The organism is uncultured Maricaulis sp., from assembly GCF_947259345.1.
Classification (GTDB): Bacteria; Pseudomonadota; Alphaproteobacteria; order Caulobacterales; family Maricaulaceae; genus Maricaulis.
This window is the reverse complement of sequence record NZ_CAMYLS010000033.1, coordinates 18,387-35,516: the sequence shown is the minus strand read 5'-3', so window position 1 is coordinate 35,516 and position 17,130 is coordinate 18,387. Positions and strand designations below refer to the sequence as shown.

The 17,130-nt window shown below is 62.9% G+C and carries 16 protein-coding genes; 13 read left to right on the top strand and 3 right to left on the bottom strand.

Annotated features, from left to right (window positions below; translation table 11 throughout):
• The first annotated feature begins 94 nt into the window (after positions 1-94).
• Positions 95-1,126: a divergent polysaccharide deacetylase family protein gene (locus Q0X62_RS14695; RefSeq protein ID WP_297737506.1), complete on the top strand. Its 1,032-nt coding sequence runs from the start codon at positions 95-97 to the stop codon at positions 1,124-1,126.
• Here Q0X62_RS14695 and trpE read toward each other — a convergent pair.
• On the bottom strand, positions 1,103-2,608 hold the full coding sequence (trpE, locus tag Q0X62_RS14690; protein ID WP_297737503.1) for an anthranilate synthase component I: 1,506 nt from the start codon (positions 2,606-2,608) through the stop codon (positions 1,103-1,105). The two genes, Q0X62_RS14695 and trpE, sit on opposite strands and share 24 nt — an antisense overlap.
• Entirely contained in the window at positions 2,605-4,542 is a 1,938-nt protein-coding gene (locus Q0X62_RS14685) for a peptidylprolyl isomerase (protein WP_297737500.1), read from the bottom strand. The genes trpE and Q0X62_RS14685 overlap by 4 nt, the downstream gene beginning before the upstream one ends.
• A 175-nt stretch (positions 4,543-4,717) precedes the next feature.
• Between Q0X62_RS14685 and tpiA the strand changes: the two genes are divergently transcribed.
• From tpiA to Q0X62_RS14665, 4 genes are all read left to right on the top strand, one after another.
• A complete protein-coding gene (tpiA, locus tag Q0X62_RS14680) occupies positions 4,718-5,467 on the top strand; it encodes a triose-phosphate isomerase (RefSeq protein ID WP_297737497.1) in 750 nt (249 codons plus the stop codon).
• A gap of 75 nt (positions 5,468-5,542) precedes the next feature.
• Positions 5,543-6,592, top strand: coding sequence for a response regulator receiver protein (locus tag Q0X62_RS14675; RefSeq protein ID WP_297737494.1), 1,050 nt, complete (start codon positions 5,543-5,545; stop codon positions 6,590-6,592).
• A 90-nt stretch (positions 6,593-6,682) separates the two neighbouring features.
• The gene (secG, locus tag Q0X62_RS14670) at positions 6,683-7,009 is read left to right on the top strand and encodes a preprotein translocase subunit SecG (protein ID WP_297737491.1); all 327 of its coding nucleotides are present in this window, start codon (positions 6,683-6,685) and stop codon (positions 7,007-7,009) included.
• A 76-nt stretch (positions 7,010-7,085) separates the two neighbouring features.
• Positions 7,086-8,714, top strand: a complete 1,629-nt coding sequence (locus Q0X62_RS14665; RefSeq protein WP_297737471.1) for a CTP synthase — start codon at positions 7,086-7,088, stop codon at positions 8,712-8,714.
• 145 nt (positions 8,715-8,859) lie between these two features.
• Here the strand turns inward: Q0X62_RS14665 and Q0X62_RS14660 are convergent, their stop codons facing one another.
• Positions 8,860-10,251 (bottom strand): pyridoxal-dependent decarboxylase, encoded by a 1,392-nt coding sequence (locus tag Q0X62_RS14660; protein ID WP_297737470.1) that lies wholly within the window; start codon positions 10,249-10,251, stop codon positions 8,860-8,862.
• A gap of 118 nt (positions 10,252-10,369) precedes the next feature.
• Between Q0X62_RS14660 and Q0X62_RS14655 the strand changes: the two genes are divergently transcribed.
• The 8 genes from Q0X62_RS14655 (at position 10,370) to Q0X62_RS14620 (ending at position 17,092) form a co-directional block, all read left to right on the top strand.
• On the top strand, positions 10,370-11,026 hold the full coding sequence (locus Q0X62_RS14655; RefSeq protein WP_297737467.1) for a DUF2807 domain-containing protein: 657 nt from the start codon (positions 10,370-10,372) through the stop codon (positions 11,024-11,026).
• Positions 11,027-11,159: 133 nt separating this feature from the next.
• On the top strand, positions 11,160-11,342 hold the full coding sequence (rpmF, locus tag Q0X62_RS14650; RefSeq protein ID WP_011643350.1) for a 50S ribosomal protein L32: 183 nt from the start codon (positions 11,160-11,162) through the stop codon (positions 11,340-11,342).
• A 184-nt stretch (positions 11,343-11,526) separates the two neighbouring features.
• Positions 11,527-13,197: a formate--tetrahydrofolate ligase gene (locus Q0X62_RS14645; protein ID WP_297737463.1), complete on the top strand. Its 1,671-nt coding sequence runs from the start codon at positions 11,527-11,529 to the stop codon at positions 13,195-13,197.
• 135 nt (positions 13,198-13,332) lie between these two features.
• A complete protein-coding gene (gene eno, locus Q0X62_RS14640; RefSeq protein ID WP_297737460.1) occupies positions 13,333-14,607 on the top strand; it encodes a phosphopyruvate hydratase in 1,275 nt (424 codons plus the stop codon).
• A gap of 275 nt (positions 14,608-14,882) precedes the next feature.
• A complete protein-coding gene (locus Q0X62_RS14635; RefSeq protein WP_297737457.1) occupies positions 14,883-15,188 on the top strand; it encodes a septum formation initiator family protein in 306 nt (101 codons plus the stop codon).
• A gap of 137 nt (positions 15,189-15,325) precedes the next feature.
• Entirely contained in the window at positions 15,326-16,342 is a 1,017-nt protein-coding gene (pdhA, locus tag Q0X62_RS14630) for a pyruvate dehydrogenase (acetyl-transferring) E1 component subunit alpha (protein WP_297737454.1), read from the top strand.
• A 5-nt stretch (positions 16,343-16,347) separates the two neighbouring features.
• Positions 16,348-16,665, top strand: a complete 318-nt coding sequence (locus tag Q0X62_RS14625) for a hypothetical protein (protein WP_297737451.1) — start codon at positions 16,348-16,350, stop codon at positions 16,663-16,665.
• A 16-nt stretch (positions 16,666-16,681) separates the two neighbouring features.
• Entirely contained in the window at positions 16,682-17,092 is a 411-nt protein-coding gene (locus Q0X62_RS14620) for a hypothetical protein (RefSeq protein WP_297737448.1), read from the top strand.
• Positions 17,093-17,130 lie beyond the last annotated feature (38 nt).

Genomic DNA, 17,130 nt, shown 5'->3' with positions numbered 1-17,130 from the left:
ATCTCCCTGCCGCCAAACTAGTCAGGCCATCCGGTTTCGCCAATCCCGCCAGCGCATTAACGCCTGATTAACCGCGTTCGCGCGAGCTGGGGGCATGTCTTCCTTGCGCCGCACATCCCTTAAGGCTCGCCACTCCGCCATCCCCGCTTTCGCCGGGGCATTGGCAGCTGCAGCCTATCTGCTTGGTGCTGTTGTGTTTTCCGCCGCCAGCAATGGCGCGCTTCCAGCGCCGGCCAGCGCCTCGGCGGAGGTGCCGTCCCGCCACCAGGGCATTCGGGTCACCGGGGCACGCAATTTCGATTCGCTCGAATCGGAAGCGCCAAGCGTGGAAACCGCGGTGCTCGCGGCGCCGATCGACAATACTGCATCAAATATGAGCCCTGTTGTCATGGCCCCTGACAACGCGCCGACGCCCGCCACCGACAAGGCACGTCTGGTGCTGGTCATTGATGATGTCGGGCTCGACGTGGATGCTGCGCAACGGGTTCTGGCCTTGCCGGTCCCGGTCACCGTGGCGATCCTGCCCTATGCCGAAGCTGCGACACCGCTGGCGGCGCTGGCGCGGCAAGCGGGTCATGATGTGCTCCTGCATATGCCCATGGAACCGATCGGCCTGGCGGATCCGGGGCCGAATGCCCTGCGGATCGGCCTGAGTGATGTCGATCTGCAGGCCCGCATGCGCTGGGCCATGGCCCAAGTGCCGGGCGCGGTTGGGCTCAATAACCACATGGGCAGTCGCTTCACAGCCGACCCGAGGGCGCTGCGGGTCGCACTTTCGGCCATCTCGCACGAAAACCCGGTTTTTCTCGACAGTCTGACTACGGCGAATAGCCGCGGCGGTGCGGTTGCGGCCGGTCTGGGATTGCGCACGCTCGCGCGCGATATCTTCCTGGACCATGATCTCGACCACGCCGCGATCCAGGCCCGGCTCGAGGAAGCTGCCCAGCGGGCCCGCGATAACGGCTATGCTGTCATGATCGGGCATCCGCATGATCTGACGCTGGATGTGCTGGAAGCCTGGCTGGCAAGCGATGCGGTCTCGGACCTGGAATTCGTCACCACGGGGGCGCTGGCAGACCGGCTCTTCGCCGCGGAGCCCGGCCTACAGGCCTCGCTGACCGAGTGAGTCTTCCGCCGCGCGGAACAGGGCGGCCGCCTTGTTGACCGTCTCCACGCGTTCGGACTCCGGATCACTGTCGAGCACCACGCCAGCGCCAGCCTGGACGTACATGCGGCCATCCTTGAACACGGCGGTGCGCAAGGCGATCGCCGTGTCCATGCCGCCATCCGCGCTGAAATAGCCAACAGCACCGGCATAGACGCCGCGCCGGTGTGGTTCCAGCTCGTCGATGATCTCCATCGCCCTGACCTTGGGCGCGCCGGAGACCGTGCCGGCCGGGAAGCCGGCAAACAGGGCTGAAACCACGTCTTCCTTGTCGGCCAGATCGCCCTCGACATTGGATACGATGTGCATGACGTGGCTGTAGCGTTCAACGATCTCGCGCGCAGTAATGCGCACCGTTCCGGGCTTGGCGATACGGCCGACATCATTGCGGCCCAGATCCAGCAGCATGAGATGTTCCGAGCGTTCCTTCGGATCGGCCAGCAGGTCTGCCTCATGGGCATCGTCCTCGGCCGGCGTCTGCCCGCGCGGACGGGTGCCGGCAATCGGCCGGATGGTCACGACATCATCGCGCAGTCGGACCAGGATTTCCGGGCTGGAGCCCACCACTTCAAAGCCGTCGAAACGGAAAAAGAACAGGAAGGGCGACGGGTTAAGCCGTCGCAGGGAACGATAGACCCAGAAAGGATCGCCCGGATAATCGGCCGAGAAGCGCTGGCTGGGTACCACCTGGAAGGCGTCTCCGGCGCGAATATAGTCGCGGGCGGTGTCCACTGCCGCGCGGTAATCCTCCGGCGAGCGGTTGGATTGGCGTTCTCCCAGCGCGCCGACGGGACGAGCGAGCTCGGGCGTGCTACCGGCCAGCCGCTGCAATGTTGTCTGCAGGCGCTCGACGGCCGCGTCATAGGCCTCCCGGGCGGAATACTCGCCGGGACGGACCGGGCAATATACCTGAATTTCCTGCTTCAGCGCATCGAAGACGATCATGGTTTGAGGTCGCAGGAGGACGGATTCGGGCAAGCCAAGCGGATCCGGAGCTGCCCCCTCGGGCAGGCGCTCAAGGTAACGGACCATGTCATACCCGACATAGCCGAAAAGTCCGGATGCGAGCGGCGGCGCGTCGTCGGGGAGGGGACAGTGCGCGGCCTCTATGGCCTCCCGCAGCGCGGTCATGGGTTCCGTGTCGATCGGCGTGAACCGGCGCGCCGCGACATCCATTCCGGTGGCCTGCGAGACAACACCGTCGCGGCACTGCCAGATCAGGTCCGGATCGAGTCCGATGGCCGAGTAGCGGCCGCGCCAGGCGCCGCCTTCAACGGACTCCAGAAGGAAGCTGTTCGGCTGGTTGGTAGAAAGGCGCAGATAAGCCGCCACCGGCGTCAGGAGGTCATCCACACGCCGCGCCTGCAGGACGCAGGTCTCACCCTTTTCCAGACACTCGGCGACCGTCCGGAAATCGGGTGCGATCGGCGCGTGAGGTGTCATCGCGGCGCGTTGGGGTCGGTCTCGCCAATGGCCAGCGAGAACAGGCGGGCATCGACGGATTCATCGGTGATACCGTACTCCCGGATCAGATATTCGCGCGTTGCCTGAAGGACATCATTGCCAAGCTGGGCGTCGATGTCAGCGCTGATCCCGGCGAGGTCGGAGGCCGGTGCCTCGGCGATATCGGCCGGAATGATCTCATTGACGGTCAGCAGCAGATAACGACCTTCACCGACCGGAAGCATCTCGATGTCACCGACATTCATGTTGAACGCGGTCGAAACGGCCAGCTGATTGAAGGCGCCGGCGGTCTGTCCGCGCTGCAGGGTCGAGGTCTCGGTGCGGCCGCCCGACGTCAGCGATACGATTTCCATGTCGTCGCCGGATTCCAGTTGTGCGAGCGCTTCCTCGGCGCGGGCGCGGAGCTGGGTGTCGACTTGGATCGAACGCCAGCGGCTTTCGGCCTGTTCACGGACTTCGTCCAGCTCGAACGGCCGACTCGGAATGATCCGGTCAACGCGCAGGGTATAGAAGTCCGTGTCATTGAACGTGCGCAGGTCAATCGCAAAGCCTTCAACCGCGTCGAAAACGGCAGGGAGGAGTTCCGGAGCGAGGGCCTGATAGCGGGCAGGATCAAATTCAAGATCCTCATCAAACGAGTTCAAGGCCAGCGGCTGATAGATTTCCAGCGGGACGCCCGCGGTTTCCGCGGCAGACTCGAGTGAAGCGCCGTCGGCCCGTGCTGTCTCCAAGCGTTCCACAGCATCATAAAGGTCGTCGGTGGCCTGGGCCCGGGCGGCTTCAGTCTGCAGGCGATCACGCTCGTCTTCGAATGTCGGGACGACAGCCTCCTCGGCGGCGGTGACGAGGATTGCATTCCAGGCGAAACGGCCTTCCACAGCTGCCGCAGAATCGGCCGCCATGGCGAACACGGCCGCCGCCAGCTGGCTGTCCGGGATATCGTCGATCTCGACGTCGTCCTGTACCAGCGGGGCATCCAGACCGAGCGCTGCGGCAACAGCGGCCGGCGACTCGCCGGATTCCAGACGCGCGGCAGCGGCCTGGGCGGTGGCTTCATCCGGAGTGGTCAACTGGGCGAAGCTGCGCAGTGCCGGGCTGCCAAGCCGACCGGTGGCCAGCTCATATTCATAGGTCTCACGCAGGAAGTCCTCGTCGATCGCGACGTCGCGTATGAAGTCCTGGAGTTGCAGGCGGACCAGGGTGAAGGCGCGAAATTCAGGTCGGGTGAAGAGTGGCTGACCGTTCTGGCCGGGCGTCTCGGCGATGAAGGTCTCCAATTCCGCGTCGCTGGGATCGGGGATTTCATCGGCGGTCGACGCATCGATGAGCAAGCCTGTCACGCGGCGGCGCTCTTCCGCCACGAGATATCGTGTCTGGGCCATCTGGGCGGGCGAGCCGGAAAAACCGGCCAGGGTGGCAATGAGCTGACTGCGCAGCAGATCACCCTCGATATTGTCGGCGAACTGATCCTCGCTCATGCCGACGCGCCGCAGGGCCGCCACCATTGAATCGCGATCGAACTCTTCGGTCACCGGATTGAGAAAGGCCGGAATATCGGCGACCTCGCGCACGATGGCCTGGTTGGATACTTCCAGCCCAAGCTCCCGCGCTCGAGCCGCAAATGCCGCGAGCGTGATTTGCTGTTGCAAGACTTGTTGTCCAAGGCCCTGGGATCGCGCCTGTTCGGCAGTGATCGAGGAATCCTGTTCCTGCAGGCGGCGGACCTCGCCATTGAAGGCGCTGGCCAGTTCGCGTTGGCTGATCCGTTCCGGGCCCACCGTGACCACGGCATCACCGCTACCGGTGAAGATGCCGCCGCTGCCGGGCAGGGCAATGGCAAAGGCCAGGACGAGAAGAACAATGATGACCAGCGCGAAGGGCGACTGGGCGAAAGACCGGAAATTGGACAGCATGGAAGTGGAATGCCTTTGAAAAACGTCGCGCGGAAGGTAGCGGCGCGGTCAAGTGGTCGCAAGCACGAGGGGCGGTTGATCTGTGATTGTCCGTTCGACCCGTTGCGAAGCCCGGATTTGGCGATTACTCCTGCCGCCCATCGTGGGGATGGGATCAGCCAGTCGGGGAAGCATGATGGCGCGTCGCACACTTATCGCAGGCAATTGGAAAATGAACGGGTCGGTCTCATCGCTCGACTTCTTTGATGCCATCGCGCCGGCCGCGAGGAATTCTCAAGCCGAAATCCTGATCTGCCCGCCCAGCACCTTGCTCTACCAGGCGGCCCAGGCCTGTGCCGGCAGTGGTATCCGCGTTGGTGGCCAGGATTGCCATGCCCGACAATCCGGTGCCCATACAGGTGATATTTCCGCCCCCATGTTGCGTGAAGCTGGCGCGAGTCATGTGATTGTCGGTCATTCCGAGCGCCGGGCAGATCACGGCGAGACAGACGCGCTGGTGCGCGCGAAGTCAGAGGCCGCTCTCGAGGCCGGACTGGTACCGGTGATTTGCGTGGGTGAAACGCGCGAGGAGCGGGAAGCCGGCCGCGCAGTCGAGGTGGTCGCCAGCCAGCTGGCCGGTTCCTTGCCAGAAAAGTCGCGCGATATGCCTCTGGTCATAGCTTATGAGCCGGTGTGGGCGATCGGGACCGGTTTGACCGCTTCGGTTGACGATGTCGCGAACATGCATTCAGCCATTCGGGAATGCCTGCCTGACCCACTAACTACTTGTATTTTATATGGTGGTTCGGTGAAGCCCGGAAATGCCGCAGACTTGTTGGGCCTGGACGATGTGGACGGCGCGCTTGTGGGTGGCGCAAGCCTGAAATCCATTGATTTTTCAGCCATTATCGCGGCCGTCAGTCGCAAATCCGAACCACTTCGGTAAGCGGATCGAAACCTATTTGCGGCAGGGTCGATATTCCTAGTTTCCTGTTTCGCCGCTTGTGGAGCCGAACCGAGTATGGCCGATATCGACTACACCCGGGCTTCCGTCCTGCTTTTCGACCCCATTCACGTCAATCAGCGGACGACGCGATACGCGCTCTTCGAGATCGGCTTTCGCCAGATCGAGTGCGTCGCGTCCCTGACCGATTTCAAGAATGGAATCGCGGAGGGCGCTCACACCCTGATCGTCGCGGAATCGAGCGCGACCGATACGGACATATTCAACCTGGTGCGATCGATCCGTCGGGGCGAGGTGGGCTCTAACCCCTTCGTCGTGCTGCTCCTGACGACCTGGAGTCGCGATACGGGCCATATCCGCAAGGCGATTGAATGCGGTGCCGACGATGTCATCGTCCGCCCATTCTCGACCATGTTCGCCGAAGAGCGGGTCAAGACCCTGATCAAGGGCCGCAAGGACTTCATCGTCACTTCCGACTATATCGGCCCGGATCGCCGCAAGGACACTGAGCGCGCAACGGACGCTCCGCCGATTACCGTCCCGAATTTCCTGAAAGCGACCGTCGAGAACGATGAAGAGGCGCTGAACAACGGCCAGCAATGGGTGCGCGAAGCGCGTGAAGCCGTTACGGCCGAGCGCGTGCGCCGCGTGGCCATGCGCATTGTCATCTCGGTCGAGTTGGAAGCCTCGAAGAATAGCGAGCAGGGCAAGGTTCCGGTTGCCCTCGACGTCAAGGATCTCGAGCGGGCGGCGCGTGAGTTGAGAGCCCATGTCCTGCGCGCGGGGCGCCGCGAGGCGACAGAAGTCGCTGCGGCCCTGATCGATCAGATTGCTGTCCTTGGGGATGGTCGCAATGCCGACTCGGGGGTTCTGAAACTGGTCAAGGAATTGGCCATGGGTACCTATGCCGCCTTTGCCAATGGCGACACGATCGAGCGCTCGAAGGACGAGATCGGCCGCACAGTCTCCAATCTGCGCAAGCGCCTGCAGGCTCGCGCCGAAGCCGCCAAGCGAAAGGCCGAGATCGCCGCGCAACAGGCCGCAGCGGAAACCGCAGACGATGCTGGCCAAGACGGTGCGCCTGATATAAAACGCGCCGCCATGTGACCGGGCGGTGCTGACACCGCTCCGGAAACTCCCTATATCCACGGCCGAGCCGCCTGACCGGGCGGTGCGGCCTGACACATGGCGGTATTCATGACCACAGTCCTCTTGATCATCCAGCTCCTGGTCGCCCTTGGTCTCATCGGCGTCATCCTGCTGCAGCGGTCGGAAGGCGGGGCGCTGGGTATCGGCGGTGGCGGTGGTGGCGGCGGCATGATGTCCGGCCGTGGAGCTGCGAATATCCTGACCCGGACCACGATGGTGCTGGCCGCGGTCTTCATCGGCAATTCGATCCTGCTTGCCATCGTGACGGGCGTCACGGCGGAGGGGAATAGCGTGTTCGAAACCGAGATCGACAATCCGGCGACCGGCATTGTCGAACAAGAGGAAAGTGGCGCTCCGGTGCCGACGGACGGCTAGTCCTTCCTCATTTAATCATCACATATTTCAACTCGCGTCTTCCGACGCGTCCGAATCTGGGATAATCAGACGGCCCATGCCGCGATATATCTTTATTACGGGCGGCGTGGTCTCCTCCTTGGGAAAAGGCCTCGCTTCAGCCGCTATCGGAGCCCTGCTTCAGGCGCGTGGATATAAAGTCCGCCTGCGCAAGCTGGACCCCTATCTCAACGTGGATCCGGGCACGATGTCGCCCTACCAGCATGGCGAATGCTATGTGACCGATGACGGGGCCGAAGCTGACCTCGATCTCGGCCACTATGAACGCTTCACCGGCGTTGCGGCGAGCCAGGCCGACAATATCACCACGGGCCGGATCTATTCGCGCATCATCGAGCGCGAGCGCCGTGGCGACTATCTCGGTGCGACCGTGCAGGTCATTCCGCACGTCACCGACCAGATCAAGCAATTCGTCCTCTCCGACGCCGGTGATGTCGATTTCGTGCTGTGCGAGATCGGCGGCACGGTCGGTGACATCGAGGGCCTGCCTTTCTTCGAGGCGATCCGACAGCTCGGCCAGGAGCTGGGCGAGGGCAATGCGGTCTTCCTGCATGTTACCTTGCTGCCCTTCATCAAGGTGGCCGGCGAGATGAAGACCAAGCCGACTCAGCACTCGGTAAAAGAGCTCCGCTCGATCGGTATCCAGCCGGATATCCTCTTGTGTCGCTGCGAGATCCCGATTCCGCCGGGCGACAAGCGCAAGATCGGCCTGTTCTGCAACGTCAAGGAAAGCGCTGTCATCGAGGGCCGTGATGCGGCCTCGCTCTATGACGTGCCGCTTGAATATCACCGCCAGGGCCTGGATACGGAAATCCTGCGCTGCTTCGGGATCGACGACGCACCGGATCCCGATCTCACGCGCTGGGAAGGCATTTCCGACACCATCGCCAATCCCGATGGCGAAGTGACGATCGGTGTTGTCGGCAAATATGTTGGCCTGCTCGACGCCTACAAATCCCTCATTGAAGCGCTCGCCCATGGTGGTATCGCCAATGGGGTGAAGGTGAAGCTGAAATGGCTCGACAGCGAGCAGTTCGAAAAGGACGACCCGTTCGAACCGCTGGAAGACGTGCACGGCGTGCTTGTCCCGGGCGGCTTCGGCGAGCGCGGTGTTGAAGGCAAGATCGCCGCGGCCCGTTTTGCCCGCGAGCGCAAGGTTCCCTTCTTCGGGATTTGCTACGGCATGCAGATGGCGGTGCTGGAAGCGGCCCGCAATCTCGCTGGCGTAACCGATGCCGTGTCGTCGGAATTCTCCGACAAGGGCGAGAGCGTGATCGGTCTTCTGACCGAGTGGACGCGCGGCAATGAGGTCGAGACCCGCTCCGCCGATGGCGATATGGGTGGCACGATGCGCCTGGGCGCCTATCCGGCGGTTCTCAAGGACGGTTCGAAGGTTCGCGAGATCTACGGCCAGGCTCATATCGAGGAGCGTCACCGTCATCGCTATGAGGTGAATGTTGCTTACAAGGACAAGCTGGAAGCCTGCGGCCTGACCTTTTCCGGCCTGTCACCGGATGGCGTCCTGCCGGAAATCGTCGAGATTTCGGACCATCCCTGGTTCGTCGGCGTGCAATTCCACCCGGAACTCAAATCACGCCCCTTCGAGCCGCACCCGTTGTTTGCCAGCTTTATTGCGGCGGCGCTGCACCAGAGCCGAATGGTTTAAGGGCCGGGCGCCTCACGCCCTGGATTGTCATCCCGGATGGATGTCCGGCGAAGGCCGGGTGCAAGTCCGGGACCTATATCTATCTGAGAGTTAGATCCCCGTCCTGCGTCCGGCCTTCGCCGGACATCCGACGGGGATGACAAGGTTAGTCTTCTCCCCCCAACTCCCCGATCACCCGCACAGCCGTCATCACATCCGCCTGCGTGCAGTCAAACTGCCCGACCTGGAAGCGGATCACATAGCGGCCGTCATGGCGGGTCTGGGTGAGGTAGGTGCGGCCGTCGGCGTTAATGCGTTCCAGCAGGGCCGCGGTCGCTTCATCGCCCGCCACACAAGCAAAGCTGAACAGGCTGAAGCGGGGCTCGGTGACGATCTCGAGGCCGGGCAGGGCGCGGATGGCTTCGCAGGCCTCGTTTGACCAGGCGATATGGTTGCGGATGCGCTGGCGCAGGCCCTCCAGCCCGTAGGCGCGGATCAGGAACCAGAGTTTGAGGGCCCGGAAACGGCGGCCGAGCGGGATGGTCCATTCGGAATAATTGACCGCATCATCCATGCCCGGCGTTTCGAGATAATCCGGACGCAGGGTGAGGGATTTGAGCTGGCCGGTTGGGTCCTTCAGGAATTGCACCGAACAATCAAACTGGGCGCCGAGCCATTTGTGCGGATTGAAAACGATTGAGTCGGCCTGCTCGGCCCCGGCCCAGATGGGCCGCAATTCCGGGCAAATCATCGCAGAGCCGGCCCAGGCGGCATCGATATGGGTGTAGAGGCCTTCCTCGCGCGCAACTTCGATTATGGCCGCAATCGGGTCGCTGGCGCCAATGGAGGTGCCACCCACACAGATCACGATACCGGCGGGGAGGTGCCCGGCTGCCCGGTCGGCCTGGATCGCGGCCCGCAGGGCGTCCGGATCCATGCCGTAATCGTCCGTCGTGGCAATCTTGACCAGATTGTCCTGTCCGATCCCGGCGACCCAGCACGCCTTGTCGACCGAGGAATGCGTTTGCGCCGAGGCATAGATGCGTGGCGCGGGTTCGCCGCTGAGGCCTGCCCGGATGCCGCGCCAGTCCAGTGCCCGCTCCCGCATCGTCATGACGGCGGAGAGGGTCGCCGAAGACGCACTGTCCTGGATCACCCCGCGCCAGCCCTCCGGCAGGCCAAGTGCCTGGCGCAGCCAGTCGATCATGCGGGTTTCCATCTCGGTCGCCGCCGGTGAGGTCTGCCAGAGCATGCATTGTGCCGCCATCGCGGTGACGAGCTGTTCGGCCAGCATGGAGGCCGGTGCGGCATTTGCGGGGAAATAGGCAAAGAAGCGCGGGTGTTGCCAATGGGTCATGGCATCGGGGACGAGGCGTTCGAAATCGGCAAAGATCTCGGTCATCTCCACCGGCGTCTCCGGCGGCGTCGCGGGCAAGGCATCGAAGACCTCGCCCGGTTGCGCCCGGGCGCGTACCGGCCGGTCGCGCAAGCCGGCCAGGTAGTCTGCCGTCCAGTCCGCGATGCGTCGTGACCAGGTCCGAAACTCGTCGGTCTTCATGCTGTGACCCTCGCATCGCGCTGCACTGGTGTGTGCCCGTTTGCATCTAAACCGATTGTCACGCGCATCGAAGGAGAAATTCCGCTATTTGTCAGGCGGGGCAGATCAGGAGAATTCCATGCGCACACATCGTCTCACCCAGCTGGCTGGCGCCTCATTGGCCGCCTTGTGTCTGGCTGCACCCGGGCTCGCCCAGGATCGCGAAGTCCGCGAGTTGAGCGGTTTTGACTCCATTGACGCGAATGGCGGCTATGAGCTGGTCGTGGTTGCCGGCGATACCTGGTCGGTCGAACTGATCGGCGATGCCGATGATTTCGGTGAGATCGAAGCCGAGGTCGATGGCAGCAAGCTCGAGCTCGACCAGGACAGCGGATGGTTCTCGCGCCGCCACAGCCTGGATGTGGTCGTGCAGGTGACGATACCCGCCGCCATGCGCGAGTTGGAATTTGGCCGTGGTATCAGTGCGGAGGTCAGCGGCATCGACACGCCGGTGCTCGATGTCGACATCTCCACCGGTGCCAGCGCGCGCCTGAGCGGTGTTTGCGGTGAGGTCGAATATGACGCCTCGACCGGCGCCAGCCTGCGCGCCGCCAGCCTCATTTGTGAGCGTGTCGAAGCCGATGCGTCTACCGGGGCGAGCCTGTCCGTGCATGCGAGCGAAGCGGCGGATGCGTCGGCATCCATGGGCGCCTCGATCCGGGTTGAGGGCAATCCGACCCGTCAGCATTCTCGCAGCACGATGGGTGGATCGGTCGGCTTTTCCGGGCGCGGCTGACAATCAGGTGGCGACGGCCTGCAAGAGGTCGCCCGCCATGCTTGCAACGGGTCAATTAAGCCTGTATACGGCGCGGCTCGAACGGTTGGTGAAAGCTGGCCCGACCACTGATTCATAGCGCTGGAGAGGCTCAATGGCCGTCCCTAAAAGAAAAACGACGCCGAGCAAACGCGGCATGCGCCGGGCCCACGACGCCCTGTCGAGCCCGGTCTATATCGAAGACAAGGACAGCGGTGAACTGCGCCGTCCGCATCATGTCGACCTGAAGTCGGGCATGTATCGCGGTCGCCAGATCCTCGAGCCGAAGGACGACTGAGTCGTTTCCGGCTGACCGGTTCGCCGGTCGACAGGTCTGAAAAGAAAACGCGCCAGGTCATCACCCGGCGCGTTTTTCTTTGTCTCGATGGCTTTGAAAGTCTACGTCCCGGGCGAAATCTTCGACAGCTTGCAAGCGTGTTCAACATCCCCACACTGCCTGAACAGCAAACACAGGGGATGACATGACCAGCGACATCGAAATCGCTCGCGCAGCGAGCCTGAAGCCCATGGCCGAGATTGCTGCTTCGCTGGGCATCCCCGACGACGCCATCATTCCCTTCGGCCGCTCCAAGGCCAAGCTCTCCGGGGATTATATCGCGACCCTTCAGGATCGCCCGCGCGGCAAGCTGGTCCTCGTGACCGCGATCAGCCCGACCCCGGCCGGCGAGGGCAAGACCACGACGACGGTCGGTCTGGGCGATGGCCTGTCCCGGATCGGCAAGAAGGTCGCCATCTGCCTGCGCGAGCCCTCGCTGGGTCCGTGTTTCGGGATGAAGGGCGGAGCGGCCGGCGGTGGCAAGGCCCAGGTCGTGCCGATGGAGGATATCAATCTCCACTTCACCGGCGATTTTCACGCCATCACCTCCGCCCACAACCTGCTCGCCGCGCTGATCGACAATCATGTGCATTGGGGCAATGAGCAGGAGATCGACACCCGCCGCATCGCCCTCAAGCGGGTCATCGACATGAATGACCGCTCCCTGCGCAATCTGGTCACCGGGCTGGGCGGCCCGGCCCATGGCACACCGCGCGAAGGCGGGTTTGACATCACGGTTGCCTCCGAGGTCATGGCAATTCTGTGTCTGGCGCGTGATCTGGCCGATCTGGAGGACCGCCTCGGCAAGATCGTTATTGGCGAGCGTGCCGACCGGACCCGTGTCACGGCGGCCGATATCGGCGCGGCCGGCGCGATGACGGTGCTTCTCAAGGATGCCTTCCAGCCCAACCTGGTGCAGACGCTCGAACACACGCCCACCTTCATCCATGGCGGCCCCTTCGCCAATATTGCCCATGGCTGCAATACGCTGGTCGCGACCGACACGGCCCTGCGCCTGGCTGACTATGTGGTTACCGAGGCTGGCTTCGGCGCTGATCTGGGCGCGGAGAAATTCTTCGACATCAAATGCCGCAAGGGCGGGCTGGAGCCGTCAGCGGCGGTGCTGGTGGCGACAATCCGGGCGCTCAAGATGAATGGTGGGGTCGCCAAGGATCAGCTCGGCACCGAGAATGTCGCCGCGGTCGAGGCCGGGTGCGCCAATCTGGGCCGTCATATCGAGAACCTGGCCAAGTTCGGTGTACCTGTCGTGGTGGCGATCAATCACTTCACCGTGGACAGCGAGGCCGAGGTGGCTGCCGTCCAGGCCTATTGCGAGGCGCGCGGCGTGAAGGCCGTGCTGGCGCGCCACTGGGCCGAGGGCGGGAAGGGGACCGAAGCGCTCGCCGAGGCCGTCAGTGAGCTCGTGGAGGCCGGGACCAGCCGGTTTGCGCCGCTTTATGGCGATGATCTCTCCCTCGTCGACAAGATCGAGACGATTGCCCGTACAATCTACCGCGCCGGTGCGGTCACCTTCGAGCGATCGGCCCGCTTGCAGCTGGAGCGCTGGCAGGAGGCCGGATACGGACATCTGCCCGTGTGCATGGCCAAGACCCAGTACTCCTTCTCCGCTGACCCGGCCCTGATCGGGGCGCCGGAAGGCCATGAGCTGCCGGTGCGCGAAGTCCGGCTGTCCGCCGGCGCCGGTTTCGTGGTCGCCGTCTGCGGTTCGATCATGACCATGCCCGGCCTGCCGCGGAAACCGGCGGCGCTGGACATCCATCTCAATGCGGATGGCGAGGTCGAGGGGCTGTTCTAGGCATCCGACCTGCACGAACCGCACTTATTTCGGGTGTTCGCGGTAACACGGCGTTTTGCCCGCATGCGCGGGCTTGCGTCCCCGCCAGCCTTGGTTATGAAGCGGCCAACGCGCCTTTATCTTGAAGAGACCCTCATGACCGCCATCACCGACATCATCGCCCGCGAAATCCTCGACAGCCGGGGCAATCCGACCGTGGAAGTCGACGTGCTGCTGGAAGACGGTTCCTTCGGCCGCGCCGCCGTCCCGTCCGGCGCGTCGACCGGAGCGCATGAGGCCGTCGAGATGCGCGATGGCGATGAGCGTTATGGCGGCAAGGGCGTGCAGAAAGCCTGCGACCTGGTCGAAGGCGAGATCTTTGAAGCGATCGCCGGCATGGATGCCGAGGATCAGCGCCGCATTGACGAAGCGATGATCGAACTCGACGGCACGGCCAACAAGGCCCGCCTGGGCGCCAATGCGATGCTCGGCGTGTCGCTGGCGACCGCGCATGCCGCAGCCGACGTCCAGGGCCTGCCGCTCTATCGCTATATCGGCGGCATGAATGCCCGTGTCCTGCCGACGCCAATGATGAATATCATCAATGGCGGCGCCCATGCCGACAATCCGATCGACTTCCAGGAATTCATGATCATGCCGGTCGGCCTGCCGAGCTTTTCCGAAGCCCTGCGCTGTGGCGCCGAGGTTTTCCACGCGCTCAAGGCGCGGCTGAAGGCGGATGGCCTGAACACGAATGTCGGCGATGAGGGCGGTTTCGCCCCGCACCTGACCTCGGCCGAGCAGGCGCTCGACGTGATCATGGATGCCATCGAGAAGGCCGGTTACAAGCCGGGCGAAGATGTTGCCCTGGCCCTCGATGTGGCCTCGACCGAATTCTACAAGGACGGTCAGTATGTGCTGGAAGGCGCGGGCGAGAGCCATGACGCGGCCGGCTTCGCGCAATATCTCGAAAGGCTCGCCAGCAAATACCCGATCGTCTCGATCGAGGACGGCATGGCCGAGGATGACTGGGATGGCTGGCGCGCCCTGACCGAGCGTCTGGACGGGAAATGCCAGCTGGTCGGTGATGATCTCTTCGTGACCAATCCCGAGCGCCTCGCCCAGGGCATCGAAACCGGCGCCGCCAATGCCATCCTGGTGAAGGTCAACCAGATCGGCACGCTGTCGGAGACCCTGGACGCCGTCGATATGGCGCTGCGCTCGGGCTATGGTGCGGTGATGAGCCACCGCTCCGGCGAGACCGAGGACGCCACCATTGCCGATCTCGCTGTCGCCACCAATTGCGGACAGATCAAGACCGGCTCGCTGGCCCGCTCCGACCGCACCGCCAAGTACAACCAGCTGCTGCGAATCGAGAGCATGCTGGGCGAGACCGGGATGTATGCCGGCTCTTCGGGCCTGGCGAGCTAGTCACTCAGATTTGTCATCCCTGATGGAGGCCCCGCGCAGGCGGGGCGCAAGTCAGGGACCGAAATGCCTGCAATCACATAGGTCCCCGCCGTGCGTCCGGCCTTCGCCGGACATTCCGCGGGGATGACAAAACAGGGTGTTTTCGCCCCATTTGAGTCCAATCCCTTACCCAGTCCTGAATCCCGGATTCACGACTCCTAAAGTGTGATCGTGTTGAATCACCGCTGTAGAAGAACACGGCGTATGAGCGCCGGTCTCAACAAGGGTGAACGGGTTTGGACGCGATCAAGCGCTTTTCCACGACAGCATTGCTTACCGTCGCGATTGCCTATTTCGGCTATCACGCACTGACGGGCGAGCAGGGCGTGCTGAACTGGATCGTCGTGAAGACCGAGATCTCCGAAGCCGAAGCCGAACTGGCCATCGCCCGCGCCGAGCGTGAGGCCCTGGAAGTCACCGCCGCCCGCCTGCGCTCCGACAGTCTCGATCTCGACTATGTCGAGGAACGCGCCCGCGACATTCTTAATGTCGCCCACCCGCGTGAATTCATCGTCGAGATTGAACCGGAGGCCCGTCGCTAGCGACGGGTTCCGGTGCTCTCGCCATTTCTCCATCTGATTGAATTTCCGCTTCATCGCTTGCCCCTGCGGTGCGGCATCTGCTATGCGGCGAGGAACGTCAGATGGGAGCGCGAAGGTTTTATTTCGCGTGCGAATTAATGGCTAGCAAGCGCACAAGCAAGACCACCACCTCGAAATCCGCCGCCAAGGGCGCCGGAAAAGACGAGCTGCTTCAATACTATCGCGAGATGTTGATGATGCGCCGTTTCGAGGAAAAGGCGGGTCAGCTCTACGGCATGGGGCTGATTGCAGGCTTCTGTCACCTCTATATCGGCCAGGAAGCGGTCGTCACCGGCATCCAGGCCGCGCTGGAGGAGGGTGACCAGGTCATCACCGGCTATCGCGACCACGCTCATATGCTGGCCTGTGGCATGGACCCGAATGGCGTCATGGCCGAGCTGACCGGCCGTGAAGGTGGCTATTCGCGCGGCAAGGGCGGCTCCATGCACATGTTCTCCCGCGACAAGCAATTCTATGGCGGTCACGGCATTGTCGGCGCCCAGGTGGCGCTGGGCACGGGCCTCGCCTTTGCCGATCGCTACAAGGAGAACAAGAAGGTTGCCGTGGCCTATTTCGGCGATGGCGCAGCCAATCAGGGTCAGGTCTATGAGAGCTTCAACATGGCCAAGCTCTGGGACCTGCCGGTCGTCTATGTGATCGAGAACAACCAGTACGCCATGGGCACCTCGGTCAAGCGCGCTTCCTCGGAGACGGCGCTGCACAAGCGCGGCATCTCCTTTGGCATTCCCGGCGAGGAAGTCGATGGGATGGATGTCGAAGCGGTCAAGCGCGCCGCCGAGAAGGCCGTCAAGCACGCGCGCGAGGGCAAGGGCCCCTATATTCTGGAAATGAAGACCTATCGCTATCGCGGCCACTCCATGTCCGATCCGGCCAAATACCGCACCCGCGAGGAAGTCGACGATATCCGCTCGCATCATGACCCGATAGACCTGATCAAGAAGCGCTTGATCGAGGGCAAGCACGCATCCGAAGACGAGCTCAAGGCGCTCGACAAGGATGTGAAGAAGATCGTCGGCGACGCCGCCGAATTCGCCAAGGAGAGCCCCGAGCCCGATCCGTCGGAGCTCTACACGGATGTGCTGGTGGAGGTGTAGCGGCATTGCCCTACTGGGTTGCGGCATATCTGGGCCTCGGGGCACTGATCTGGCTGGCTACCGGCTTTTTCATGCTGAGGAGCTGGCTCGTTCAAAAACGCCTGTCTGAGAAGAGCGCGCTTGTTCCCGCGCCGGTCTGGACCTGGAGTGTCGCGCCTGGAGAAACACTAAAGGCCATGGCCGAAGCTGGTGATGCAGATGCCGTTTCGCTGCTTCATTCCCGATCCCAGGTAAAGCTCGCTTGGAAAACACTCGTGGGATGGCTGGTTTTGGGCTTCATTGCGCTGCCGTTTGGCTTTGTGCTCAATGCGCGTCTGACCTGACCAAGAAAGAAATTCAATGACACCGCAAGTGAAACACTTCCTCGACAATTGGCACCGGGCGGTGCGGGAGCGTGATGCCAATCGCCTGTCCTCGATCATCGCTGAGGGCTGCGAGCTGCATTCGCCGGTCGTGTGGAAGCCGTCGGCGGACAAGCATTATCTGCTGCACATCCTGATGGGCGTGATCACGGTGGTTGAAGGCTTCGACTATCGCCAGGAATGGGTCGACGGCAACGAGCTCATGCTCGAATTCACCGGCACGGTGGAGGGCAAGGGGCTCGTCGGGATCGACAAGATCACCCTCGATGATGACGGCCAGATGGCCCGAATCGAAGTGCTGATCCGGCCGATGAACACGTTGATGGAATTCGCCGGAAAGATGCGCGAGCACGCGCTGCGTTACAAACCCGAAGCCGCCAACGGCTGATGCCGTGCCGGTCTTCGGCGCTTTGCAAGATTTGACAC